The organism is Jeotgalibacillus sp. ET6, from assembly GCF_029667115.1.
Lineage (GTDB): Bacteria > Bacillota > Bacilli > Bacillales > Jeotgalibacillaceae > Jeotgalibacillus.
Map to the genome: position 1 here is coordinate 1 of NZ_JARUIU010000003.1, position 25,169 is coordinate 25,169.

22 protein-coding genes are annotated in these 25,169 nt (G+C 42.4%); 9 read left to right on the forward strand and 13 right to left on the reverse strand.

Translation table 11 applies throughout. From position 1 onward, the window contains the following. Window positions 1–475 precede the first annotated feature (475 nt). Window positions 476–1,477, reverse strand: coding sequence for a sodium:calcium antiporter (locus P6709_RS08760; RefSeq protein WP_278240539.1), 1,002 nt, complete (start codon window positions 1,475–1,477; stop codon window positions 476–478). A 319-nt stretch (window positions 1,478–1,796) separates the two neighbouring features. Continuing rightward, window positions 1,797–2,504, reverse strand: a complete 708-nt coding sequence (locus tag P6709_RS08765) for a DNA alkylation repair protein (protein ID WP_278240540.1) — start codon at window positions 2,502–2,504, stop codon at window positions 1,797–1,799. Between the two features lie 175 nt (window positions 2,505–2,679). On the opposite strand from P6709_RS08765, the gene P6709_RS08770 reads away from it, so the two are divergent. From P6709_RS08770 to P6709_RS08785, 4 genes are all read left to right on the forward strand, one after another. Then, the gene (locus tag P6709_RS08770) at window positions 2,680–3,225 is read left to right on the forward strand and encodes a sigma-70 family RNA polymerase sigma factor (RefSeq protein ID WP_278240541.1); all 546 of its coding nucleotides are present in this window, start codon (window positions 2,680–2,682) and stop codon (window positions 3,223–3,225) included. Then, window positions 3,222–3,665, forward strand: a complete 444-nt coding sequence (locus tag P6709_RS08775; RefSeq protein ID WP_278240542.1) for a zf-HC2 domain-containing protein — start codon at window positions 3,222–3,224, stop codon at window positions 3,663–3,665. Before P6709_RS08770 ends, P6709_RS08775 begins: the two co-directional genes overlap by 4 nt. Next, complete coding sequence (locus P6709_RS08780) at window positions 3,662–4,738, forward strand: hypothetical protein (RefSeq protein WP_278240543.1); 1,077 nt, start codon at window positions 3,662–3,664, stop codon at window positions 4,736–4,738. The genes P6709_RS08775 and P6709_RS08780 overlap by 4 nt, the downstream gene beginning before the upstream one ends. A 342-nt stretch (window positions 4,739–5,080) precedes the next feature. Next, window positions 5,081–6,277, forward strand: a complete 1,197-nt coding sequence (locus tag P6709_RS08785; RefSeq protein WP_278240544.1) for a CapA family protein — start codon at window positions 5,081–5,083, stop codon at window positions 6,275–6,277. 65 nt (window positions 6,278–6,342) lie between these two features. On the opposite strand, the gene P6709_RS08790 is transcribed toward P6709_RS08785, so the two are convergent. Together P6709_RS08790 and P6709_RS08795 are read right to left on the reverse strand one after the other, a co-directional pair. Continuing rightward, the gene (locus P6709_RS08790) at window positions 6,343–6,987 is read right to left on the reverse strand and encodes a uracil-DNA glycosylase (protein WP_278240545.1); all 645 of its coding nucleotides are present in this window, start codon (window positions 6,985–6,987) and stop codon (window positions 6,343–6,345) included. A 289-nt stretch (window positions 6,988–7,276) separates the two neighbouring features. Further along, window positions 7,277–8,209, reverse strand: a complete 933-nt coding sequence (locus tag P6709_RS08795; RefSeq protein WP_278240546.1) for a manganese-dependent inorganic pyrophosphatase — start codon at window positions 8,207–8,209, stop codon at window positions 7,277–7,279. A gap of 221 nt (window positions 8,210–8,430) precedes the next feature. Here P6709_RS08795 and P6709_RS08800 point away from each other — a divergent pair, with 221 nt between their 5' ends. Then, entirely contained in the window at window positions 8,431–9,834 is a 1,404-nt protein-coding gene (locus P6709_RS08800) for an L-cystine transporter (protein ID WP_278240547.1), read from the forward strand. 280 nt (window positions 9,835–10,114) lie between these two features. Here the strand turns inward: P6709_RS08800 and P6709_RS08805 are convergent, their stop codons facing one another. After that, window positions 10,115–10,495 (reverse strand): hypothetical protein, encoded by a 381-nt coding sequence (locus P6709_RS08805; RefSeq protein WP_278240548.1) that lies wholly within the window; start codon window positions 10,493–10,495, stop codon window positions 10,115–10,117. A gap of 459 nt (window positions 10,496–10,954) precedes the next feature. Here P6709_RS08805 and P6709_RS08810 point away from each other — a divergent pair, with 459 nt between their 5' ends. Beyond that, window positions 10,955–12,157: an MFS transporter gene (locus P6709_RS08810; protein ID WP_278240549.1), complete on the forward strand. Its 1,203-nt coding sequence runs from the start codon at window positions 10,955–10,957 to the stop codon at window positions 12,155–12,157. A gap of 129 nt (window positions 12,158–12,286) precedes the next feature. On the opposite strand, the gene P6709_RS08815 is transcribed toward P6709_RS08810, so the two are convergent. Further along, window positions 12,287–13,327: a lactonase family protein gene (locus P6709_RS08815; protein WP_278240550.1), complete on the reverse strand. Its 1,041-nt coding sequence runs from the start codon at window positions 13,325–13,327 to the stop codon at window positions 12,287–12,289. Between the two features lie 69 nt (window positions 13,328–13,396). Next, window positions 13,397–14,323, reverse strand: a complete 927-nt coding sequence (locus P6709_RS08820; protein WP_278240551.1) for an AEC family transporter — start codon at window positions 14,321–14,323, stop codon at window positions 13,397–13,399. A 229-nt stretch (window positions 14,324–14,552) separates the two neighbouring features. On the opposite strand from P6709_RS08820, the gene P6709_RS08825 reads away from it, so the two are divergent. Both P6709_RS08825 and P6709_RS08830 read left to right on the forward strand, forming a co-directional pair. Then, complete coding sequence (locus P6709_RS08825) at window positions 14,553–15,032, forward strand: hypothetical protein (RefSeq protein ID WP_278240552.1); 480 nt, start codon at window positions 14,553–14,555, stop codon at window positions 15,030–15,032. A gap of 286 nt (window positions 15,033–15,318) precedes the next feature. Further along, on the forward strand, window positions 15,319–15,858 hold the full coding sequence (locus P6709_RS08830) for a M15 family metallopeptidase (protein ID WP_442905318.1): 540 nt from the start codon (window positions 15,319–15,321) through the stop codon (window positions 15,856–15,858). 92 nt (window positions 15,859–15,950) lie between these two features. Here P6709_RS08830 and P6709_RS08835 read toward each other — a convergent pair whose 3' ends face one another. The 5 genes from P6709_RS08835 to P6709_RS08855 form a co-directional block, all read right to left on the reverse strand. Continuing rightward, entirely contained in the window at window positions 15,951–16,607 is a 657-nt protein-coding gene (locus P6709_RS08835; RefSeq protein ID WP_278240554.1) for a diphthine--ammonia ligase, read from the reverse strand. Between the two features lie 20 nt (window positions 16,608–16,627). Then, complete coding sequence (locus P6709_RS08840; RefSeq protein WP_278240555.1) at window positions 16,628–17,260, reverse strand: HAD family hydrolase; 633 nt, start codon at window positions 17,258–17,260, stop codon at window positions 16,628–16,630. A 227-nt stretch (window positions 17,261–17,487) separates the two neighbouring features. Continuing rightward, window positions 17,488–18,999, reverse strand: coding sequence for a xylulokinase (xylB, locus tag P6709_RS08845; RefSeq protein WP_278240556.1), 1,512 nt, complete (start codon window positions 18,997–18,999; stop codon window positions 17,488–17,490). 28 nt (window positions 19,000–19,027) lie between these two features. Next, on the reverse strand, window positions 19,028–20,353 hold the full coding sequence (gene xylA, locus P6709_RS08850; RefSeq protein ID WP_278240557.1) for a xylose isomerase: 1,326 nt from the start codon (window positions 20,351–20,353) through the stop codon (window positions 19,028–19,030). Window positions 20,354–20,408: 55 nt separating this feature from the next. After that, window positions 20,409–22,562: a glycoside hydrolase family 52 protein gene (locus tag P6709_RS08855; protein WP_278240558.1), complete on the reverse strand. Its 2,154-nt coding sequence runs from the start codon at window positions 22,560–22,562 to the stop codon at window positions 20,409–20,411. 168 nt (window positions 22,563–22,730) lie between these two features. Between P6709_RS08855 and P6709_RS08860 the strand changes: the two genes are divergently transcribed. Beyond that, window positions 22,731–23,897, forward strand: a complete 1,167-nt coding sequence (locus P6709_RS08860; protein ID WP_278240559.1) for an ROK family transcriptional regulator — start codon at window positions 22,731–22,733, stop codon at window positions 23,895–23,897. 70 nt (window positions 23,898–23,967) lie between these two features. On the opposite strand, the gene uxuA is transcribed toward P6709_RS08860, so the two are convergent. Further along, window positions 23,968–25,107: a mannonate dehydratase gene (gene uxuA / locus P6709_RS08865; protein ID WP_278240560.1), complete on the reverse strand. Its 1,140-nt coding sequence runs from the start codon at window positions 25,105–25,107 to the stop codon at window positions 23,968–23,970. Between the last annotated feature and the right edge of the window lie 62 nt (window positions 25,108–25,169).

Here is a 25,169-nt window from a genome sequence, read left to right on the forward strand (position 1 = left end):
CTTGGGATATGATATTTTCTTGCCAACAAATCGTAGCTGAGATCCCCATTCAGATACTCGCTAATAAGCTTTAGTTTAAATTCCTCACTATATTTAGCCATAAAAAAGACCCCCTAAAGTTAGTTTTCTACTCTAACTTTCGGGGGTCGGTTCCCAAGGAAGTGTCTCAAGCTCTTTGACCGGTTCGCTGCGCTTCAGGCGGACGCTTTCCGCAGGGACGGGGGCTTGAGCCTCTCCAGGCCCTTGCCCTGGGTAGTCTCAAGCAACCGTCAAATCCTGCAGGAGTCGCCACCTTCCGCTCCGCTCTCCTCTTACTATTGATAAATACTTTTTCATTCTTAAAATACTTTTGAGTTTTGTCCCAGCCTCTTTTACAATGTTGTCTCGTCAATTTCTTTACGCAGCATGTACTGGACACCAGAGAGCATGTCAGCAAAACAGCAGCCTGCTTTTAGCAAATTAGCTTAATTTCGTTTTATCCAACAAAAATCAAGTAACTTGAAACAAAATAACCTAAAACAATGAGTAAAGAAGGCCAGATATAGGCAATAGTAGATGCAGCTGTTTTTTGTTTAATAGACAAAATGATGACTACCGACAAGATTGAAACCGCTATACTGGTTACAATGTGAGAATCAGATACATCAGCGAGAATAGACCCGCCGCGATAGAAAATATCAGAGCCTGCGATGATCAGCATATTAAAAATATTGCTTCCCAGAATAGAACCAAGGGCAAGATTTACATTTCGAAGCTGCAAGGCGACAAATACTGCAACGGCTTCAGGCAAGGATGTTGTTGCAGCAATTAGAAAGCTTCCAACAAAACTTGAGCCAAGTCCAGTTACGACCGCTATTTCATCCCCCATTATTGAAAGCACGCTCCCGGCTCCCATAATAATTATAGCCGCAAGTGTGAAACGGACACCTGCCTGTTTCACTGTAAGAGATGAAGCAGCAGCTGTTTCACTGCCTGCATCCTCTTTTGGCACCTCCGTTTCCGGATTAATACCAGATTTAGGAAGACGTCCTATTACAAACATACCCACTCCATAAAGAAGAGCAATAATAAACGCATCTATTCCGATGCCTAAAATCGTGTAATCTACTTTTAAAAGAAGAGCAAGCAGCGTTAATAAAGTTAAGAGAAGTCCAAGTCCTGCAGTATAAATATGATCATTGCTCGCCCATAAAAATAACTTTTTTCGTCTGTAATACAAATCAAAAGCAGCGATAATAAATAGATTAAATAGATTTGAGCCGAGCATGTTTCCAATGGCAATATCCGAATTGCCGATGAAAACTGCTGAAAGACTGGTGGTCACTTCCGGAAGCGAGGTGGCGCCTGCCAAAAGTAACGTTCCAACGAGCAGACCCCCCATCGCAGACTTTGCAGAAATAACATCTGCATAACGCGATAGCTTAATAGCTGCGAAAACTGTGACAGCAGCTGCTAAAATAAACCATACAAATACCATTTTTCTTTCCTCCTGTTCTAATCAAAGAAATTCTGTTTGCTCAGATCCTGTGCCAGTTAAATTACTTTACGCAGTTGTCAGAGCCAAACAAAAAAGACCCTTTTATGAGTTCTTACATGTAAAGTAAGGACTCATAAAAAGGTCTTGCGGACTTTAGCAGTTACTAAAGCTTAATGAACCGAGTGGGTGACCACTGTAATGACGACTCATTAACCGGTGACGGTCGCTACTCCCCTTTTTAGGGATATCTATTTATATTTAAACTATACCACACATCAGTTTCTTTTAAACAGTTAAAACATGGCAGTGTTATAACATGCTAACAGCGTGCTGTTTTTTTCTTCACACCGATTTTTCCACGCGATTCTATATTTTCAATATACGTCGGAGCAAATGGTACTTTACACGCTGTATTTCCTACATCCACTTGAACTTTGCCAATGGTACCGGCGATCTCTTTCGCTTCTTCTGTGAGAGATGGGAGATAAGCCCCTGCTGCTATGACAAATCCATTCATGGTATAACGGACCCGGTTTGGCGCGGAATGGATCGTCTTCCTGACTTTTTGAAGAAGTCTTCTCACTTCATCTGCATCAATTTTTTCGTCAGGAGCAATAGAAAGGTAGCTGCTGTATGTGCTCCAGCCCGCCGCTGCAATCATTTCTTCATCAGAAGCCATCCACTCTTTGGCAAGCTCAACTGCATAAGGACTTTCAGCTGCCACCCATGCAACCGTACATTCAGCAATCATATGCCAGTAGGCCCCTTTGACCCATTTTTCAAGTGTTTCTTTTGACATCGTTTTTGGATCAGCAGCAAGCCCGGCCAGATACATAGCATCCGAATTCCCCGTATCATAAAGAGCCCCCACAAGCTCCTGATCTTTCTTAACGTGTTTAACCCACTTCTTTAAGTCCCCCACCTTTACACCATAAAACGGCTCTTTTGCTCCGTGACGCATAAACGTCTTTTTTGTCTGCTCCGTGCCGAGTGCCTCAAGCTCCCCCATCACTGTGTTCAGATTCATTGGATTATCCCTCCGTCACCTTTTCTTTTCATTATACCACCTCATCTTTTTTAAATTGTGGTTCCTTTATTAAATGTTTATACTGTCTGAAGAAGGCAGCGTGCAAAATCATGTAGTACTTTTTTAATTTCTTGCGTCTATTAAAATGAATTCTTTTGCATGGGAGGTGGAACGGGTGCAGGAGATTGATGTACAAAAGCTGGTCCAGCAGGATTCTTCAGTTTTCAGACTGTTTATCCGTTCCTACCAGCACTATATTTATCAACTCGCATATGGCGTGCTTCGTCATGAAAAAGATGCGGAGGATGCCGTTCAGGAAATATTGTTGAAAATCTATCATGCTCTTCCCGGCTACCGGCAGGAAGGGCTTAAAACATGGGTGCGGCAGATATCTGTTCGGCATGCGATTGATCTGAAACGAAAGAGAACCCGTCGCACAGACCGGGACGATGATTTAGAAAAAGCGAGCCCGTATCTTCATGACGGAAAAGAGTCACTGGATGCAAGGCTTATGGAACAAATGAGAAATGATTATCTGCGTAAACGCTTGAAAGAACTTCCTGAAAATTATCGGGTCGTCATTCATGCTTTTTACATAGATGAAAAATCCTATGAAGAAATCGCACAGGAATATAATTTGGAGTTATCTGCAGTAAAAATGAGACTTTACCGAGGCAGACAGTGGATGAAAAAAAATTGGCGGGAGGATGAATTCCGATGACACATTTTAAAAAAGAGCAATGGGAACAATTTATCCACGGAGAAATTGACTCAGTGACAGAGAGGAGAATGGAGAGCCACCTTCAAAGTTGTGAAAACTGTTTATCAGCGTATGAAGTTGAAGCTCTTTCATTCTCTCCTCCCGGGGATTTTTCAGTCGAAGACGAGGTCATGAAACGTATTCTGTCCAATGAAACACATCCCACTGTCAGAAAATCTCCAATCCGCTTCTGGCATAAAACGGTCACTCACTTTGCAATTTCTGCAGCAGCCGCTATTATGCTGGCAGGCTCCGGAGTTTTTACAGCTTTTATTGATGAAACACCTGATCGACAGGGAGAGGCTTTAAACGAATCACATTCCTTTACTGCCTCCCTTCTTGAACAAACGGATCGCTTTTTCAGTCAGATGGATCCATCACCTAAGGAGGAATTAGAATGACAAAGTCACCGGTCATTGCATTTGTACTTTCGATCATGCCGGGTTGGGGGCATGTTTATATAGGAAATGTGATCAGAGGATTTTTGTATTTTTTTCTTATCACCTTACTGATTATAGGCGGGCTCGCCACTGCCCTGTTATCGAGCAATTTATTTTATCTTGCACCGGTCATTGCCGGGCTGTTGATTTATGCCATCAGCTTTTTAGATATTATTATCAGTTTAAACACATTAAGGTCACAGGGGGCAGAAGGTGAGAACCCTTCGCGCACCCGGCGGTATCTGCCTAGCTATCAGGGAGATGCTGAGCGCTTTTTCACTATTATTCTGTCCTTTTTCCCAGGGCTTGGGCACTTCCAGCTCGGCTTAATGAATCGCGGGCTGACTTTTATGGTTGCTTTCTTCGGAATGGCCTCGATGATTTTCTTTGTAACGATTCTATTGCAATTAAATGCATTTCTGCTGTTCACCATCCTGCTTCCTGTCGTTTGGATTTATTCTTTTGTTGATGCCATGCAGATGCTTTCAAAGAAACAAAAGGGCGAAACTTTGGTAGATCAATCGGTGCTTGAGGATCTGGAAACGCGTCGAAAAGACGGGAAAAAAAGTACAGCAATTGCTACAATCCTATCGATTTTTCCCGGAGCAGGCCATCTATATCTCGGTTTGCAGCATCGCGGGATTCAGCTGATGGCAGCTTTCCTTTTCACCATCTATATATTAGATGCGCTGCGCCTTGGGTTATTTTTATTTTTGATCCCCCTTATCTGGTTCTACAGCTTTTTCGATGGCATGCAAAAAGCATCCCGATATGGAAAAGATGAACTATATGATGAGCCGGTTTTTGGCTTTTTTGATCAATACAAGCGCTGGCTCGGTATTGGACTGATTTTTATCGGCATTTACTACCTTTTATTTAACGGACTCGTGCCGGCCCTTGCTCCTGCGTTTAGAGAATGGATTGAAATTGACCTTTGGTACTGGTTTGACCGTTATTTCCAAACCATCCTGCTGAGTGTCGTTCTTGTCATTATCGGGATTAAGCTGTTAAAGAAGAAAGAAGTTGTCCATTGATTCATTAAATAAAGCAAAACATGCGAGCCTGAGACAGAAAATATGTCTCAGGTTTTTTTCAATTTAATGCGTTTCAGGCAGACGCTTTCCGCTGGGACGGGACTGAGCGTCTGCCTCTGCCGCTCTCTTAACGTACAGCAATTTCTGGCTGATGAATTATGACTAAACAGGTTCTTTTACCGGCAAGTTCTAGACTCTGAAAAAAGAGTGGTGGCTTCCTGCTTTTATTTTTTTAAAACTAATTATGACAATATACTCCTAAAAATGGTAGAATAGAGTGGCATTTGCACTTGCAGTCATTATTTACATAATCTAAGTTTAATAGAAATGGAGTTCTGAATATTGAAATTTAAATCAGTTATGTTGTTTGCCTCTGCTCTTGTTTTCCTTAGTTCGTGTGCTTCAGAACCAACCTATATAAATCCTCCAGAAGAATTCGCTGAAAGCAGCGACACGATTGAAGTCGTGGAAGCAGCGGAAGAAGAGGTGATTAAGAACGATACCGCTCATTTTACAGCTGTAGGGGATCTGCTGGTTGAACGCCCTATCCTTTACGATGCTGAGCAAAAAGACGGCTCGTTTTTATTTGATCCTTTGCTCTCAAATGTAGAACATTACATCAGCCGGGGAGATTTTGCTTACGCCAATCAGGAAACACCGATTACTGGAGCCGACTTTGGACTTGGCGACGGTGATTTTGTATTTAACAACCCCTATGAGCTGGGCCACTATTATTATGATGTTGGCTTTAATATGCTGCAGCTGGCAAACAATCACACACTTGATATGGAGTTTTCAGGGCTTGAGAGAAATATAGATTTTTGGCGTACTGAGTATCCTGATGTGTTATTAAGCGGGGCACATCTTACAACTGAAGAACGTCATGTCATCCCCATTATTGAGAGAAACGGAATTTCTATTGCACTGATTTCTTCAACGTATAGTTCAAACAAGTCTGTGGAGTTCCCTCATTCCGTGAATATTTTTACTGAAAATGAAGAACAGCTGCTTGATGACGTTGCACGAGCCAATGAAATGGCTGACCTCGTTGCAGTCGGCATCCACTGGGGAAGAGAATACCAGCAGCCAACCGCTGAACAAACAGGATTAGCCCACAAGCTGGCTCAAAGCGGGGCCGACCTTATTATCGGTCACCATCCGCATGTCCTGCAGCCAATTGAATGGATCGATGGTCAAAATGATCAGCAAACACTTGTGGCCTATTCACTTGGGAACTTTATCTCAGGACCTTTTGACGACCGAGTACCGGAGCTTGACTGTGACCGTCTGACTGGAGCGCTGATGGGGTTTGATATCAAGAAGCAAAATGATGTGGCCACCATCGATTCGGTCTACACAGTTCCTACTTTCACTTCTTTCTCAGAGGAATTTAATGAGTTTAGCGTGGTTCCACTAGATGAAATGAATCAGGATGAATTCAGATGGTGTGATTTGGATCAGCATAAACAGCATGTCCATGAAACATTGACTCGCAGTTCGGATGAAATCGAAGTTGTAATGGACATGGAACCGAAATAAAAGTCGCATACCTCCTCTTATAAATGGAAAATTTTATGACGACAGAGCACCCATGCTCTGCCTTTTCAGGAATCTTGCATTTCCTTAATATACTTCGCCAGATGATCAAAATCACGGTGGATCGTCTCCAGCAAACTGCGATTGTAAAAGATCGAAGCAGGATGATAGGTTGGAAACAGAAGATAGTCTTTTTCTGTCCAACTATATGTGCCATCCTTATGGCAGCACCGAACCGGCTGTTTCAGCAATTGTCCATGAACGTCTGCTATTTTCTTATCCTTGCCTGCCAGCCTTCTTAACCCGATATTCCCCAACGTCATAATGATGGTTGGATTCACATGCTCTATCTCCCAATCAAGGATAGGAGCATGTGCCATTATCTCTTTCTCATTAGGTGTCCGGTTGTATTTGCGCTGAATGATTTCTCCGGACCTTTCTTTTTTTTCTCTCCATTTATACGGCCTGCTTCTTACTGCACTTGTGATATAGACTTCTTCCCTCTTCAGGCCTGCACGTTCCAGAAACTTCATTAATTCTTTTCCAGCTCTTCCGCTGAAAGGAATACCGTTATGAATTTCTGTTTCACCAGGTGCTTCTCCTACAAGCATAAGTGCCGGATTTTCGGGACCTCCTCCGTATACAAAACCCTCAGCAGAGTATGGCTCAATTCTTTTTTTCCCCCATTCAGCAAGTTCTTCCGGAATTCTCATGTGAAATCTTCCCTTTCTGTGTCGATAAACATACATTTCCCAGGAAATGTGTAAGTAAAACACCTCGTTTATTAGTCCTTTGCCTGCATAAAAGAATGAGGCTGAGAGATAACTGTAAAAGTTAAAAAAACTGATGCATTATGTATCGGGACGGAAGGTGGCGAACTCCATCAGGAAATGACGAAATGCGTCCACCTGAAGTGAAGAGAACCCGCCAAAAAGCCTGAGACACACTTGTCCCAGGCTTTACAATCATTTCATTTCGGATTTTTTAATAAAATTAAACCAGTTATTGATTTTTAAACGTATCCGTTAACACCGGTACGATTTGCTTTTTGCGGGACACAACGCCTTTTAATAGCGCAATGTTATTATCAAGAGACAAATTAAAGGCTTTTTCAACGATGCTGGCATGTGCTCCGCGAACGATGACGGTTGAGTCATTATTTAAGATATCTGTCACAGCCAAAACGAAAAGAGATAAATTCTTCTCTACGATTGCCAGGTCCAGCATTTCTTCAATATCACTCTTCAAGCTGAGTACTTCTGCAGGATCAATCGCATTCACCTGAGCAATTTCGACCTTATGGTCACCCATTTCAAATACTTTTGCATCAAGGGAAATCAGCTGTTCAACCGTCTTCCCGCTGATATCTGCTCCTGCTTTCAGCATGTCCAGGCCATACGCTTGAGCATCTACTTCAGCAATCTGAGCCAGTTCTTCCGCTGCTGCAATATCTTCCTCCGTGCAGGTAGGTGATTTAAACAGGAGAGAATCCGAGATAATGGCAGAAAGCATTAATCCTGCCATGTCCTTTGGAACTTCAACTTGATTTTCCTTAAATAATTTCAGCAAAATCGTAGCCGTACACCCAACAGGTTCTGCTCTGAAATAGAGGGGCTCACTTGTTTCAAAGTTTGAAATACGGTGATGATCGATAACCTCCGCAATCCGCACGTCTTCAATATCATCTGCACTTTGCTGACGCTCGTTGTGATCTACTAGAATGACTCTGTCTGCTTCAGAAGCCACTTTTTCCACTAAGCGGGGTACATCTGTTTCAAAATAATTCAATACAAATTGAGTTTCTTCGTTTATCTCTCCCAATCTTACAGGCTCTGCATTGCTGCCAATCTGGTTTTTCAGATAAGCATAGACAACAGCAGAAGTAATTGTGTCTGTGTCTGGGTTTTTATGACCAAATATCAATGTTTTTTCCATGGACTCTGCTCCTTAATGAAAAGAATTTAATAAACGTCCTCAGACGATATATTGTCTCTATCTTACCAATAATCCCGGATTTCTTGTACCCAAAACTTTTAATCTCCGGTCTATTCGATCATTTTAAAAATATAGTTAAAGTGCGCTATTTAATCCTTTACAGGAGGTCTGCTTCCTTCCGATTGATCAACGCTATGCTGCTTTGTTGACAATTCATTTGAATGGGGGCTTTTCTAGTGGCAATTGTGCTGATTTTATTTAATCTGCTTATTTTTCTTGGTCTTCTTGGTGTTTTATTCATTCTTAAAAGAAAAGGCGTTTCTTTTTCCAAACGGGTGCTTCTTGGTCTATGCTTCGGGATCGTTCTTGGTTTTGTCTTTCAGTTTATTTATTCTGCTGATTCAACCGTACTACTGACATCGGCTGATTGGTTTCAATTAATTGGCGGCTCCTATATTAAACTTCTTCAAATGATTGCGGTACCGCTTATTTTTATATCCATTTTATCTGCTTTTACCAGACTGACGTTAACTAGAAACCTGGGGAAAATAAGTCTACTGGTGGTTGGACTGTTAGTTGGAACAACGGCTGTCGCAGCCCTTATTGGAATTACATCTGCTGCCGGATTTGGTCTCGAAGCCATACAAATCGATCAGGGAGAAGCAGAAACCGCTCGTGGTGCTTCGCTTGAAGAAACATATGAAACTGTAGAAAATGTCACATTCCCTCAGCATCTGCTTTCGCTTATACCTGCAAATCCATTTTTAGATATGACCGGCGCAAGGCCTTCATCGGTTATTGCTGTAGTCATATTCGCCGTTTTTCTTGGACTCGCCTATCTTGGGATAAGAGAAAAGCAGTCTGTTCAAGCATCGTTTTTCGCTGACGGTGTTGCATCACTTTATGCGATTGTGATGAAGGTCGTCAGTCTTATTTTACAGTTAACTCCATACGGGGTGCTTGCGGTCATGACGAAAACTGTGGCATTAACGAATCTCCAAGCCATTGCCGCACTGGCTGAATTTGTTGCTGCTTCTTATGCAGCTTTGGCAGCTGTTTTTCTCGTACATCTTCTCCTGCTTGCTTTTTCCGGATTAAATCCAATCGTCTATCTTAAAAAAGCGATCCCCGTTCTCGTTTTTGCTTTCACAACAAGAACAAGCGCAGGTGCTCTTCCTATGAATATACGAACACAGCAGCAGCTCGGGGTTCAGGATGGAACAGCCAACTTTGCAGGTTCATTGGGCCTGTCGATTGGCCAAAACGGCTGTGCAGGAGTATATCCAGCGATGCTGGCCATTATGATTGCACCTACTGTGGGGATTAATCCATTGACTCCATCCTTTATATTGACTGTGGTGGCCATAACTGCGATCTCCTCGTTTGGCGTCGCAGGCGTTGGCGGTGGCGCTACTTTTGCTGCAATACTTGTATTGTCCGCTTTAGACCTGCCGATTGGACTGGCAGGAATATTAATATCAATCGAACCTTTAATTGATATGGGCAGGACAGCTGTAAATGTGAGCGGCAGTATGACAGCAGGAGTCCTGACAAGTAAACTTACAGGTGAGCTGGATACATCCGCTTATTATGATCCCGATCGTGTCGTTGAAACAAAGCCTTGATCATTAAGTAAGCAAAAAAAGAATGCTTTCACGATCTTCTGTGAAGGCATTCTCTCGTTTGGTGGTCAATCTCCAAAAATGAGCCTGAGAAAATGTGTCTCAGGCTCGGTGAGCGGTTCACTTCACTTCAGGTGGATGCTTTTCCGCAGGGACGGCGCTCAGCCTTTTTAGGGCGTTGCCCAGTAAAGTCTCAGCTTGCCCTCATATCCTGCATGAGTCCCCACCTTCCTCTCCGCTCACCTAATTCTAGTGAAAAATATATCCTAATTTTGGCCTAGCCTCATTTTTTCTTTAAAAGAGACAGGGTTTTTTCAATATCATTTAGCAATTCGTCGTCTGGAACCATGCGTTTTACTTTCTTTTCTCCAGGGCGATCCATGATACTGAACGGTTTTTCCGTATACGTAGATTCCCGAAGTGCATCTATGTGATTTAAGATCGCTACATGGCTGATTCGCACGTATTTTCCATCTTCGTCATATAGTTCTTCGTTTACACTGATTTGTGCTTCCACTTTTTGTCCGGCTTCCAGGTTTTTTTCAACAGCCGTTGTCCAAATAAACCTGTTTTCTTTTGAATCTGTAAAATGAATGACATTGGACAAGTGTGATTTTACCCGGGGTTTCACATGAACTACAGCTAAGTCTATGGTTATTCTCACTTCATCTTTCCCCTTTCTTGCAGTGGTACCTACATATGTACTTATATCAATAAAACGTTTTAACAATCTCATTTTATTACCAGTAAAATGAGTAAATGCTAAGGACCTAATTTAGTATAAAGTATCTAACTGTGCTTTTGTCAATTAGAATTTTTAACCAATAAGTATAATACTATATAAAACCTTGATATACCTGCTTTTCAAAATATGGACTTTTTTTGAACAATTTTTTTGCTTCATATAACAACGGGTTTTTACTCGTATGAATATGGTGTTTTTTATATTTATCTATAAAAAACAATGTATAACTGTATAATTATAGAATACCATATTTCGATTCTCTAATAGATTATCCAGCAGAAAACTTTTCAATTTTTTTCAAGTCATTTTTCTGTTTGTGCATTCAAAATTGTTGTATGATTATTTGGTTAATGCTAAACCATGAAAGAAGGAATGAACGTGTCATCTGAACAACGTAAAAAAATGATCATTTTAATGATTAATATGTTTATTGCCATCGGAAGCTTTGGAATCATTATTCCGATTCTTCCTGCTTATTTAAATTCCATCGGAGAAGCAGGAACGGCTGCTGGACTGATGATTGCAATTTTTGCCGGTGCACAGCTTATTATGTCTCCGATTACAGGTAAGTGGGCGGATCAATATGGCAGAAGAAAGATGATCATAGCCGGCCTTAGCGGACTGACTCTTTCAATGTTTGTCTTTTACTGGTCTGATTCCATATGGGTTCTGTATGCATCACGCGTGATCGGGGGAGTGGGTGCTGCGCTTCTAATCCCAGCGATTTTTGCTTATGTGGCAGATATCACATCCCTGGAGCAAAGAGCAAAAGGAAACAGTTATATCTCAGCTGCTATGTCGCTTGGTATTGTGATCGGACCTGGTGTTGGGGGATTTTTAGCTGAATTTGGTCTGAAAATGCCGCTGTTAATTTCAGCACTGGTTTCCCTGGTAGCCGTTATCTTTTCTGTTATTATGCTGAAGGAAAGCCAGGAAACGGCACCTGCCATTGAAACCGAATTGAAGCCGGATCCTTTATTAAAGAAACTTGGGCTTTCTGTTCAAAAGCCGTATTTTATACCACTTGTGATCACGTTAATTATGAGCTTTGGACTTATGGCTTACGAGTCCGTCATTGGACTTTATGTGGATAACCAATTTGGTGCTTCTCCATCTGAAATCGCACTGATGATCACAGCAACAGGAATTATTAGTGTAGTTGTTCAATTATTTGTCGTAGAGAGGATTGTAAGGAAATTAGGAGAAGGCAGTGTGCTTACCATGTTCCTTGGCGTTGCAGCAGCCGGATTTTTCCTGTCCTTGTTTGCCTCAAGCTATGTCTTGTTTTTTGGCGTCACACTGCTTATTTTTCTTGCTACCTCCATCCTTCGTCCTGTTTTAACTACTCTTGTTTCAAAGCTTGCAGGGAATGAACAGGGATTTGCGATGGGAATGAATAATGCGTATATGAGCATTGGGAATGTTCTTGGCCCCACACTTGCCGGAATTCTATATGATGTAAATATTATCTATCCGTTCATTCTCGGATTGGTGGTGCTTTTCGTGACTATATTCGTTTCTGTGGGCTGGCAGCGGAAGGAATCGAGGAGACTGCTTCAGATTGAGGGAGATCAGCTATAAGGAATGACAAAAGGCCGTATAGAGCGACCTTGATTCTAAAAAACAAAGATCTTTGATTGTCCCGAAAAATATAAAAACCGGATGAAATGATTTCATCCGGTTTTTATTATGCTCTACTGATCATCTCTTCTACTTTAAGAACTTCACACAAACAGGTGTAGGAACGTGTAAAGTGGAGCCGGCAGCTGAGAGCTTTCCGGTTTCCGCATCTCTTTTATATAGAACTGCATTACTGCTTTCTTCATTGGTTGTCACTACAAATTTTTCTGTTGGATCCAACACAAAATCTCTCGGCCAGTTTCCGCCGCATTCTGCGTATTCCACCAGACTGATTTGATAGGTTTCAGGATCAATTTCAAACACAGCAATGGAATCATGTCCTCTATTTCCTGCATACACAAAACGCCCGTCTGAAGAAACATGAATAGCGCTGCCCTGGCTGTTTTCTTTGAAATCCTCCGGAATAGCCTTGACCGTTTGAATCAGTTCAAAAGATCCATCCGTTTGGTCAAAAGAAAGAACCAGTACTTCATTGCTCAATTCCGTCATCACATAAGCAATTTTACTGTTGGGATGAAAATCAAGATGTCTTGGACCCGCCCCAGGTGACGCAGCAAAACGCTGAACGTCTTTCAGGCTGCCATCTGAATACTCATAGGTAACAACTTCATCGGTTCCCAGGTCCACACCAATTAAATACTTTCCGTCTTTTGTGAAGCCACTGTAATGCATATGAGGGGCATCCTGTCTTTCATGCGGTCCTCCACCCTCCTGTTGGGCTACATCCAGCTGCTCAATCAGTTCTCCAGTTTGCGGATTTACTTTATATAGCACCGCCGTTCCATCGTGATAATTTGCAGCAGCAGCAAACTCGTTTGCAGGATTTGGCTCCACATGGCAGGGAGTGCCTTCTCTTGGATCTACTTTATTAATTGGAGTCAGGCCTCCGCTTTCTGCATCGATCTCATAAGAAGCCAGACCGCCCGGTGCAACCGCGTAGAGATACTTCTGATTTTCACTGATTGAAACATAGGTGGGACTTTGGAGTTCAGCTGCCACTTCAAGTGAAGTAAGCTCTTCCTTTTCTGTGTCAAGTGCGAAGGAATAAACTCCCTTGCTTTCTCCTTTTGTGTATGTACCAAAGTAACCTCTGAAAATTGTTTTGCTCATTTTCCCACACCTTCCCGTTATTTATCTATTTTCCTTTACCACTACAGTGTAAATCAAAACCTCTTCTTGCTACAGCATTAGATAGGAAATAAGAGGAATGGTCGCAAGGCTGAGCAAAGTAGAGCCGAATATCGCTACAACGGCGGTGTCTTCTTCTGCTGTATATCTTGAAAACAGGACTGCAACCACCATTGCTGTTGGCATAGCCGCTTGCAGAACAATTAAATTGGCAATCCAGCCATCAAACGATACCAATGAAAAAATCAGCATGACGATTAGAGGAAGAATCAACAGCCGGAAGCTAAGCGGAAACCATAGTTCCGGGAAAAACACATTTTCTTTTTTCTTTAGCAAAGGCGGCAGCAGCATCCCTACATAGAGCATGGCCATAGGTGCAGCAAGTCCTGCGAGCATCGTCGTTAATTGAATGATCATTTGAGGAGGTTCAAACCCTGTAACTGCCGCTAAAATACCGAAAATAATAGCCATAACAGGGATATTGATCACCGCTTTTAATTGCCTGATATGAAACCTGCCCTCAGCCTGCAGCAGGTAGATGACCACGGTATAGACCGTTACACTGAGACCCGCATCAAAAATAGCAGCCAAAAATCCCCCAGGGGCGCCAAAAATGGTTGCCGCAAGCGGAATGCCGATAAATCCGGTATTTCCCAATGCACCGAGGATCGTCATTTTCAAAGCAAAAATGGATTTGAATCGAAACAGTTTGGCGAAAATATAAACTAACCCTAAAGCGCCGATATGGTAAACCAGCGAAATACCAAATACCATTGCAGCCAGGGACAGGGTTTCCCCTGTCATTTCCACACTGAATATGCCATTCAATATAACGGCCGGGACAGCCACGTTTAAGATGAGCAGAATTAACACATATTTTACTTCCTTTGTAACGGGAACCTTCAAAGCAAAAAAAGAACCAATTGCGATCATGATTCCCATAACACAAATAGTTGAAATAACAACTTGTATATCCATAATAGCAGGATTCCTCTCTTGCAATAATTTTTTCAATCGTACTTCAAAAAATTAGGGATGTCCAGCTGCAGGATAATCTTCTCAATTAACCCAAAGATAAATTTTTCAATATATGTTTTCTCTTCCTGCGAGTGGGAATACACCAGTGTGGAAGATTTTAAAATTGTATATACAATCAAGTATATAGACACAACAAAGCAAGATCAATCTCATAAAAGACGGTGATTATATGTTTCAATTAACTGATATGTGGACTTTTTTATGGTCATTTCTGATCGTATTTCCTACCGTTTCGCTCGTCCATCAACTTGGCCACTCTTTTTTTGCCATTATTTTCGGCGGAAGTGCCAGCTTTTCTTTAGGGAGAGGACGAAGGCTTTTCAGTATTGGTCCAATAGAAGTTCACTCTATTTATTTTCTGGATTCTTTTTGCGAATATACACCTTTGAAGTGGAATAATCGCTTTACACATACATTGGTTCATCTGGGCGGTGTCATTTTTAATATCGGCTCTATCCTGCTGATCAATTTGCTGATTATTACAAATGTAATTGGTCCCGATATTTTCTTTTATCAATATGCTTACTTTTCCGTTTATTTTGCAGCTTTTTCTCTTCTTCCTGTAAGCTTTGGCGATAAAAAATACAGTGACGGACTGGCTGTAGTCCGAATCTTAAAATATGGAGAGCGCGTTCAATTATTAAATTAAATGATTTAAAAAGAGCTTGGGACAAAAGTGTCTCAAGCTCTTTGACCGGTTCGGCTGCGCTTCAGGCGGACGCTTCCAGAGGGACGGCTGCTTAAGCTTTTTCGGCGAATCTCATGTACCCGTTATATCCTAACAGGAGTCTCAACCTTCCTATCACCTCATACTATCAATAAATACTGCCTTATTATTGAACTTTTTTAGTTATTTCCCAGCCACTTTACGTGCTATCCTGCGTAAACAGCCATGCACCATGCTAAACTATTCATAGATTCATAAAGGTAAGGAGATGCGAATGAAAAAAGGTCTGAATCTGCTTTTCCTGGCTACCGTCCTTGCCGTGATCATCTGGCTGTTAGCAGAAGAGCATCAACGCCGCGAGGAATTGGCGGATGTACCCATGCCAACAGCACTGCACCCTATCGTGGAACAAAAGAAAAATGAACTAATTGATCAGGCTGCCCGGCAGGAAATTGACATTGTCATCACTGACGGCTTTCGTTCCGTTGAAGAGCAAGATGCTCTATACGAAAGGGGCAGGTCCCAGGAAGGAAATATCGTCACTAATGCAAGAGGCGGAGAATCCTACCATAATTACGGTCTGGCGATTGATTTTGCCATACGTACAAGTGAAGAGTCTGTTGTATGGGACATGGACTACGATGGAAACAACAATGAACGCTCTGATTGGATGGAAGTGGTTGAGATCGCAAAGGATCTGGGGTTTTCCTGGGGAGGCGACTGGCATGGCTTTAAAGATTATCCTCATTTTGAAATGAGATTTGGTCTCTCAATCCGGGAGCTGCAGCGGGGAGAACGGCCTGATTAAAAACCAGGCCATATCCACGCTTAATGCTCTGATGAATGGTTCTCAACTGTAAAAATAACAACTATAGACAGAATGCCACGGAAAATAGAAACTTACGGTAAAGATACATCTGCAAACGAATAACCGGCTTCCTCATGTACCCCGTTAAAACGCAATCGTACAGGGCGGGAAAATATTGGACCGTCTACGACAACCGTATGGAATTCTCCCTCTTCACCGCACGCATCAATTCCATAGCTCTCCAGCTCATTAATCACTTCTCGTGTTATCTTTTTACCAAGAAACGAATCGGGAAGCTTATCCTTTTTCACAACAATAATAAGACATTCAAACCCTTCATCTATAAGCTCATTTAATACTGCATGACGATCCATTTTCCATAATGGATGATAGGAAGTGATGTCCGCTTTTTTGCAGGTGTTTTCAACCCACGTCAGATGATCCTCAAGGTCAATATCACCAAAAACACCGTGCGTAATTCCCTCTTCCTTCATTTCGTCAGCTGCTTTTAAAAATTGGCTTTCATATGTTTCCCATGATGCTCCCTTGATCAGCAGCGGAACGCCTATGGAATCTGCCTGAGCCTGAAGAACATGAAGTGGAAGTCCGTGAGATCTTGAACGTTCTGCATTTTCTTCAAACATAGTAAGCAGCTTTTCAGGCTGAAATCCTTCTTTGTACGCTTTAAAATACGCCAGAGCAGAATCTTTCCCACCGCTCCACGAACTGAAAAACAGCTTTGAACTCATGTTGCCATCATCCTCTCAGATTAGTTTGCAAACATAGGTACCAGCTCATGAATTGCACTGATTCTCTCGTCTGCAGCCCGCCACTCCTCTTCATGGCCAAATCCATATGTACATATCACCACGGGGATATTATGAGCGTGAGCAGCTTCTATATCCGACGAACGGTCGCCAATTAAATACACATCTTTTTTTGGAAATACTTTAAAATGCGCGCTTAAGATATCTGCTTTTTTCTCTCCACCGATTGATCCTAAACAAATAGGGCTGGTAAAGTACTGCCGGATCTCCTGTGTATCAAGGACCATATCGAGATAGCGCTCCCCGCAATTTGATGCAGTCGACAGGGTATGGCCCGCTTCTTTTAATGCTGTGAGCGTTTCACGAACACCCGGAAATAAAATGTCATTCCCTTTTACAAGCTGTTCCAAAAAGATCCTTCTTCTTTCCCGAATCATAATAACTTCCTGTGCAGTAGCCTGTGGGACTACTTTCGCCCAGAATTCTCCCCCGGTCAAACCGAATGCAGACTGAATACGTTCTCTTGATGGTTCCTCTATATGAGGCATATCCTCAATGGATAGATGGATGGCTCTTGTTAAGTAATCAGTGGAATCCACAATCGTGCCGTCTAAATCAAAAATAAGTAAAGCCATGGATGTTCCTCCTTCTTCCTTGAACATTCTGAATCTCTTACTTTCCTATTATGACATAAGTCTTCGGGTTACGAATGATTAAACGACAGGTTTTCCCCTCCTCTTCAGCCGAATACGTGCTGCGGTAAGAACTGCAAAAGAATAAGAGAATAGAAAGAAGGCTGGAACAGATTCGTCCCAGCCTTCTTTCTTCGCAGATTTGGTTGACGCAAGACCCGATTGATCCTTTAAGAATTAGTGCCTGCTGACCGCAGACTGGCTAACGCTTTATTTAGATCCCTCGTCTGATCATACACTTTTTTGTAGATGCTAAAGATTTCTTTATACTGCGCGGCATGCTCTGTCACCGGCTGATATACTGCCGATTCCCGTAAAAATTCTTCTGCGCAGTCTTCCAGTGATTGAAACCAGCCGCATCCTAAAGCGGCAAGCATAGCCGCTCCCATGCCAGGCCCCTGTTCAGAGGAAAGCCGAATCACCTCTGCATCAAATATATCTGCCTGCATCTGCAGCCAAACCGGGCTTTTGGCAGCTCCGCCAATAGAAATGATTTTATTAATGTTCTTGCCTTCACTCCGAAAAATTTCAATCGATTCATTCAGTGAAAATGTAATGCCTTCGAGCACAGACCTGGTAAAGTCCTTTTGTTGATGAGAAGTGCTCATGCCAATAAAACTTGCACGAATATCAGCATCCGCATGCGGCGTCCGTTCTCCGGAAAGATACGGCGTAAACAGCAGTCCATTGGCGCCTGGAGGAACGGACTTTGCTTCCTCAAGCAGTTCATCAAAACTATGATCTACTGCGAATGTTTCCCGAAACCAGGTCAGACTGTGTCCCGCAGAAAGTGTCACGCCCATGGTATAAAAGCTGTCTTCTTTTCCATGATTAAAATAATGAACCTTGCCGCCGAACTCTTTGTCAGAGGAGGCTTCGTAGGAGAGAACCACACCTGACGTACCAATGCTGCACATCGTAAGGCCATCTTTTAAAATACCTGCTCCAATGGCGCCGCATGCATTATCAGCACCGCCCGCAAATACTTTGGTTGATTCTGCGAGTCCTGTCAGCTGTGCAGTTTCCTCCGTGATGGTTCCCACAAGAGCTGCAGATTCCACCAGATCCGGACAAAGCGACAAGTCGATTCCCATAATTTGAGCTATTTCACTGCTCCATTCCTTCTTAGCGATATCGAGCAGCAAGGTGCCTGCTGCATCTGAATATTCAGCATGAAGCTGATTCGTTAAACGATAACGAAGATAGTCCTTCGGCAGCACAAATTTATGTGCTTGTTCATACAGTTCCGTTTCATTTTCTTTTACCCATAAAAGCTTAGGAAGAGTGAACCCTTCAAGTGCAGGGTTTTTAGTAATCTCGAGAAGTTTCTCTTTCCCCACTTTGTCTTCAATGTTCCTGCATTGAGAAGTAGTTCTGACATCATTCCACAAAATCGCGTTGCGGAGAACCTCATTGTTTTCCCCAAGCAGAACCAGACCGTGCATTTGACCGGAAAAGCTCATTCCCTGGATTTTGCTCACTTCTTTAAAGTCAGCCGTGATCTCAGAAATCCCTTCGATGGTTTTTTGCACCCACTCTTCAGGGTCCTGTTCACTCCACCCTGGCTTGGAATGTACAAGGGGATAAGACTTTGAAACTTCCTTGACCACTTCACCTGTTTGATTGATTAATAGTATCTTTACCGCACTCGTGCCCAAGTCAATTCCCAGTACGCAGTTCATTGCAATCCTCCTGAATATGACAAATTAATTATCTTTCAGCATAAGCCTGAAGCAAATATTGGTTCAGCACTGACTTGATAGACTCCAGCCTTCCCGATTGATGCTTGATTTCATTCAATCCAAGCGCATAATCCTCAAGCTTCTTGAAATCTGTATTCCCATTTACAATATCAAGACCAATTCCTTCTGTGTAGCTTCCGTACCGGTTATCAATAATATCTTCAAATACTTTATCTTCAATTAATTTCTGAGCTACTTTAAAGCCGACTGCAAAGCTGTCCATTCCGGCAATATGCGCATGGAATAGATCTTCCGGTTCAAATGATCCCCTTCTGACTTTTGCATCAAAATTCAAGCCTCCCTTGCCGAGACCTCCATTTTTAATAATTTCGTACATAGCAAGAGTAGTAGAATAAAGATCTGTCGGAAATTCATCCGTATCCCACCCTAATAGCGGATCTCCCTGATTGGCATCCACAGATCCGAGCAGTCCATTGATGCGCGCATAGCGCAGTTCATGCTCAAATGTATGACCGGCGAGTGTCGCATGGTTGGCTTCAATATTAAATTTAAAATAGTCATGCAAATTATAAGATTGAAGGAACGCATAACCGGTGGCCACATCAAAATCGTATTGGTGCGTAGTCGGCTCTTTAGGTTTTGGTTCAATTAAGAATTGAGCATCAAAGTCTATTTGTTTTGCATAGTCGACTGCCATGTGTAAAAAGCGTCCGAGATTATCCATTTCAAGCTTCATATCTGTATTGAGCAGTGTTTCATATCCTTCACGGCCGCCCCAGAACACGTAGTTCTCCGCTCCGAGCTCTTTCCCAATTTCCATGCTCTTTTTCACTTTGGCAGCTGAGTACGCGAAAATATCAGCATTGCTTGACGTCGCTGCTCCATGAACAAATCGCGGGTGGGTAAACATATTTGATGTATTCCAAAGTAGTTTTGTTTTACTGTCCTTCATGTAATCCTTAATCATCCCGACAATTTGATCGAGGTTTTGATTTGTTTCTTTCAGATTGCTTCCTTCCGGTGCGATATCAAGGTCGTGGAAACAGAAATATGGAACGCCCAGCAAATCATAGAACTCAAATGAAGCGTCAACCCGCGCTTTAGCCAGATCCATTCCTGTATAACGGTCCCATTGGCGGCTCATCGTTCCCGCTCCGAATGGATCACTTCCATCCATCGTGAATGTATGCCAATACGCTACACCAAATCGAAGGTATTCCTCCATCGTTTTCCCTTGAAATGTTTCTTCAGGATTATAAAATTTAAAAGCAAATGGATTTTTTGATTGAGCACCTTCAAAGTTAATTTTTTTTACGTTTGAAAAATAAGCCATTTTCTATTCCTCCTATTAGTTTAAACTTTTTTCTGTCATGTAATTGCTTACATTTTTACGTTGTTTGAGACATTTCTGATTCCTTTTTTACAGCGGACTGATTAGTTGTTTCATCCAGCCACAAAATGCTCGTCACGCCTCGCGGATAATATTTGCTGCCGATAATTTCACCGGAGATAATTTGGTCACTCCAGCTCCATACAGATAATTCAGGGTGAGTAAGCCAGCTGACATGAGCTGCATCTGCTTGTTCGCCGTCTTCATCGTGATGCTGCAATATTTCTCTCGCTATAAACTGGCAAAGATAGACCTTGCTTAACCAGGAATTATTGCTCGTGGAAGAAATTTTCCATCCTCCGTCCTCAAACTTACAAACGCCTTTTTTTAGAACGGTCTCCAAATGCTTTTTCAAGGCAGCAATGTAGTCTTTAAAACGGCCGTTTGGATCCAGCGCCTCCTGCAGATTCATGTAGTAAGGAAAAATCAGTCCTTCAATCGCTGGAATAATTTGCGAGTCATTATTTTCACCCATTACAGCAGGAATAAAGCCTTCATCTGTCATATGCGACGAAATGGTGCTTGCCGTTTTCAATGCCTGACTGCCAGCTTCCTGACCGAGTTGTTCCTCGCCATTCCTTGTAAACAGATGCTCAAGCGCTACATAAGCTGCCCAGATCTTTCCGCCAAGGTAGAGGTTGTTCCGAGCCTGGCCGAGCGATACATCAAGACTGTCATATGTCGTGATCTCAGCCCCTCCCATGACACGGCTTGAATCAAGACCCATCAGTCCATTACGTTTTTCCGGATCCGGATGATCGCGGTTGATCATGCTCTCAAAGCATTGTTTTAAAACGGACAGGTTCTCTTCCAGCCATTGGCTGTCTGATGTATTTTCCGCATACGCAGCTGCAGTCAGCACCCAGTTTACGAGCTGCTCATGCGTCATGTGAGAGAAGCAGCCGTCAATCCCATATACCTCATAGGACGAATAGTGTGGTCTGCTGATGGTATTGGCTACCCCCATATCATGCGTAAAGCTCAACCCGCCTTTATAGAGTTTTTCGTCATTCGGAAAACGGACCTCATCTTCATAGCTGAAGCGCTTTACAAACATATCGAGTTCATTTTTTACCGTCCACGGGTTCATTTTCATTTCGAAAAATAATTGATCCACTGTGAGGTCAAAGGTGTTCATCATGCGGTATTCACCTTCATTCACTACCCAAAAAGGCTTTCCATTATCCAGCAGGAGCTGCGTATTGCCATAATAGCTTCGAATCGCATGCGCCAGCATGAATTTCTGATCATCCGATAGGGCTGAGCTGCTGATTTGATCATTGCTGCTGACAGCTCTTTGTTTAATAAGATCAAAATTATCCAGAGCATAAGCAGCGACGTCTTCAATACAGGAAAAATAGTTTGTATAATAATAGGAGGTATCCAGGCCTGCCGTGGCAATTCCTCCTCTGTAGAAGCAGATCGCAAACTGACAGGTCGCTTTTTCCCCTGCAGGAACATCCACAATGAGTGTTCCCATGGGTCCAAGACCAAATGTCCAATTTTCTTCATGCGGGGTAGTCAGAATATTTTCCATGCTGAAGTGCATCGCAGATTTTGCTTTTCCCTGCTGAGCTGCAATAGCCGTAAGCCGTCCTTCTGCTATGCCTGTAATCGGCTGATGAAGATCATCAAGCCTTCTCATGGAACTGTAAGGATCACTTCCTTCATAGCCGAAAAACGCTCTTCTTGTTTTCTTTCCTTTTGTATTATCCACCGTTAATTCAGCCAGCACAGCCGGCACCAGCGTCCGCTTTAATTCTTCTTCTTCTGCTTGTTCAGGATCTTCAACAGGATGAACCTGAGAATAGATAGTGAATGTCAGGTCGCCCGCTTTCCATGTATCCGTGCCCAGTTGAAAATCTCTTTCCACTTCATGTTTTTGAAAGGGATGAATGATATCCGGTTTATCAGGATCCGGATCCGGGTTTTCAATATCGTAGCGCTTACTTTCATCTTCATTTGTACCGAAGAAAGGAAGAGCCTGATAGATGCCTTCCTGCTCAGAAGATTCCAGTCCTATGTACACATTTTTTCTGGGAGATCGGCCCAGTTCCAAGTCCAGTCCGCCGCCGTTACCCGGAAAACCGAGAGTAAAGCTTGAAAAAGCGCCAATTGGTGAATGATGAGCATTAAAAAACATGTTTTTCATTGTTTTTCTCCTTTCAACCCTATAGTCTGCCTATACCGTTTTGCATTATGGAAAAATAAAAAGTCTTTACCCTTTAAGATTATCAGACAACTTAAAGTTTGTCTATCAAACAAACTAAGTATATGATAAAATATTTTTACGATACGTTTCATAAAGGAGACCGGATAAATGACGAATCATACTTGGAATCAGCACGTAGTAAAAAAGGGCAATAAATCATTAGTCCTTCAATATATAAAGAAAAATACACCGATCTCCCGCGCAGATATCGCAAAAGCCACAGGCTTGAATAAAAGCACCGTGTCCTCTCTCGTGAGTGAATTGCTTGAAGAAAATTTAATCTACGAATCAGGTCCCGGAGAATCAAGCGGCGGCAGACGTCCTGTCATGCTTTATTTTAATGGACAAGCAGGCTTTTCCATTGGCGTCGATCTCGGAGTGAATTATCTTCTGGGCATCTTAACGGACTTAAATGGAAAGATTATTTATGAAGAAAAAAGCTATTTTTCTCAGCTCACTTTTAAAGAGATTGAAAACAAACTGTTTGAGTTGATCAACAGTCTGCTGCAAAGCACCCCTTCCTGTACTTACGGGGTAATTGGAATTGGAATTGGTGTTCCAGGTGCTGTTAATAAAGACGGAGAAATTCTCCATGCACCTAATTTAAAATGGGAAAATATCAAGTTAAAAGAGATTGTAGAAAATCAATTTTCTCTTCCGGTAACGATAGAGAATGAAGCAAACGCTGGTGCCTATGGGGAAAAGAGATTTGGATCAGGCAAAGAGGCAGAAAATCTTGTGTATGTCAGTGCAGGAACTGGCATTGGGGTTGGGCTCATCTTAAATGGGAGTCTTTATCAGGGGAATAATGGATTTTCAGGAGAAATGGGTCATATGACCATCGATATCAATGGACCGGACTGTACATGCGGAAATCACGGCTGCTGGGAACTGTACGCATCAGAGAAAGCCTTGCTGGCTAAAGCAGGCAATCTTGAAAACGGCAGGGAATTGGATCTTGAGGGATTGATCACACTTGCAGGAAGGCACGCGGAAGCGGCGGATCTTTTTAAAGAGATTGGAATGTACCTTGGCGTAGGGATCAATTCAATTATCCATACCTTCAACCCGGATCATGTCATCATCGGAAACCGATTGGGATCAGCAAAAGCCTTTCTTGAAGCTCCGATCCTTGAGTATATCAAGGACCATTCACACTGGTTTCATCAAAAAGATCTGCAAATCAGCTTTTCTAAAAATTCCACGTATGCAGCTGCTCTTGGTGTAACGGCATTTGCTGTGGAAAATTTCCTTCAGATTGATTTAGTGAATTAATTTTCATGCCTAGAACACACAAAAAGCTGTCAAAGATCAGTTTTCACTGACTTTTGAACAGCTTTTTTGTTTATCCTTGTATCGTTTTGCTCACATTTTGTCCATGGATGATGTTTTTAAAAATCCCTTTCTCCATCTCTCCACTTTTCTTGTCGAGGCTGTCCCATATTCCAAGAATATACATGATGCCGAGTGCTCTGTCGTACAGTCCATATCCTGGACGAGCTTCTTCATTCCAAATCATTCTGCCGTGATCAGGTCTTAAATACCCTGTAAAATTCAAGTCGTGCAGAACGTGCAGCAGGTCGTATAAGTCAATGGATCCATCCTTGCTGCGGTGAGAGGTTTCATGAAAATCTCCATTGTCGCTTCTTTTTATATTTCTTAAATGAACAAAAGGAACACGGTCTTGTTCACAGAAATATTGAAGAATCTCCGGAAGATTGTTATCAGAATTCGCTCCTAAAGATCCCGAACAAAATGTAATCCCATTATACGGACTATCCACCATAGCTGTTATAAGCTCCAGATCTTTTCGATTTTTCACAATACGAGGAAGCCCGAACACAGACCATGGCGGATCATCGGGATGAATGGCCATTCTGACATCAAACTCTTCTGCTACCGGGATAACTTTCTCCAGAAAGTACTTTAAATTATTACGTAAATCTTCTTCTGTTACGTTTTTGTATTGCTCGAGCAGGCTCTTAATTAACTTTAACCGTTCAGGTTCCCAGCCGGGCATGGTGAACCCTTTTGATGAAGCCCCAACAGCATCAATTAAGACAGCGGGATCAAGCTGTTCTATTTTCGCTTTTTCATAAGCCAGAACAGTCGAACCATCTTTTAGTTCTTTCACTAAATCAGAACGGGTCCAATCAAAGACGGGCATGAAATTATAGCAAATAACTTTAATGCCCGCCTGTGCAAGGCTGCGAATGGTCTCCTGATAGTGTTCGATGTATCGGTCCCTTGTAGGAAGCCCGAGCTTGATATCTTCATGAATATTTACACTTTCAATCACGTTAAGTTCAAGGCCCTTTTGCTCTACCTCTTTTTTCAGTGCCTTAATCTTATCCAAAGGCCACATATCCCCTGCAGGAATGTCTCCAAGTGCCGATACAACACCGCTTAAACCGGGAATCTGCTTTATCTGATCAAGCGTCACACTGTCGTCTGTCTGCCCAAACCACCGAAAAACAATTTTCATATTGAAGGTCTCCTCACTATTGTAAATAATCCTGATTTTATTGCGCCGTTGTTAAATAATAA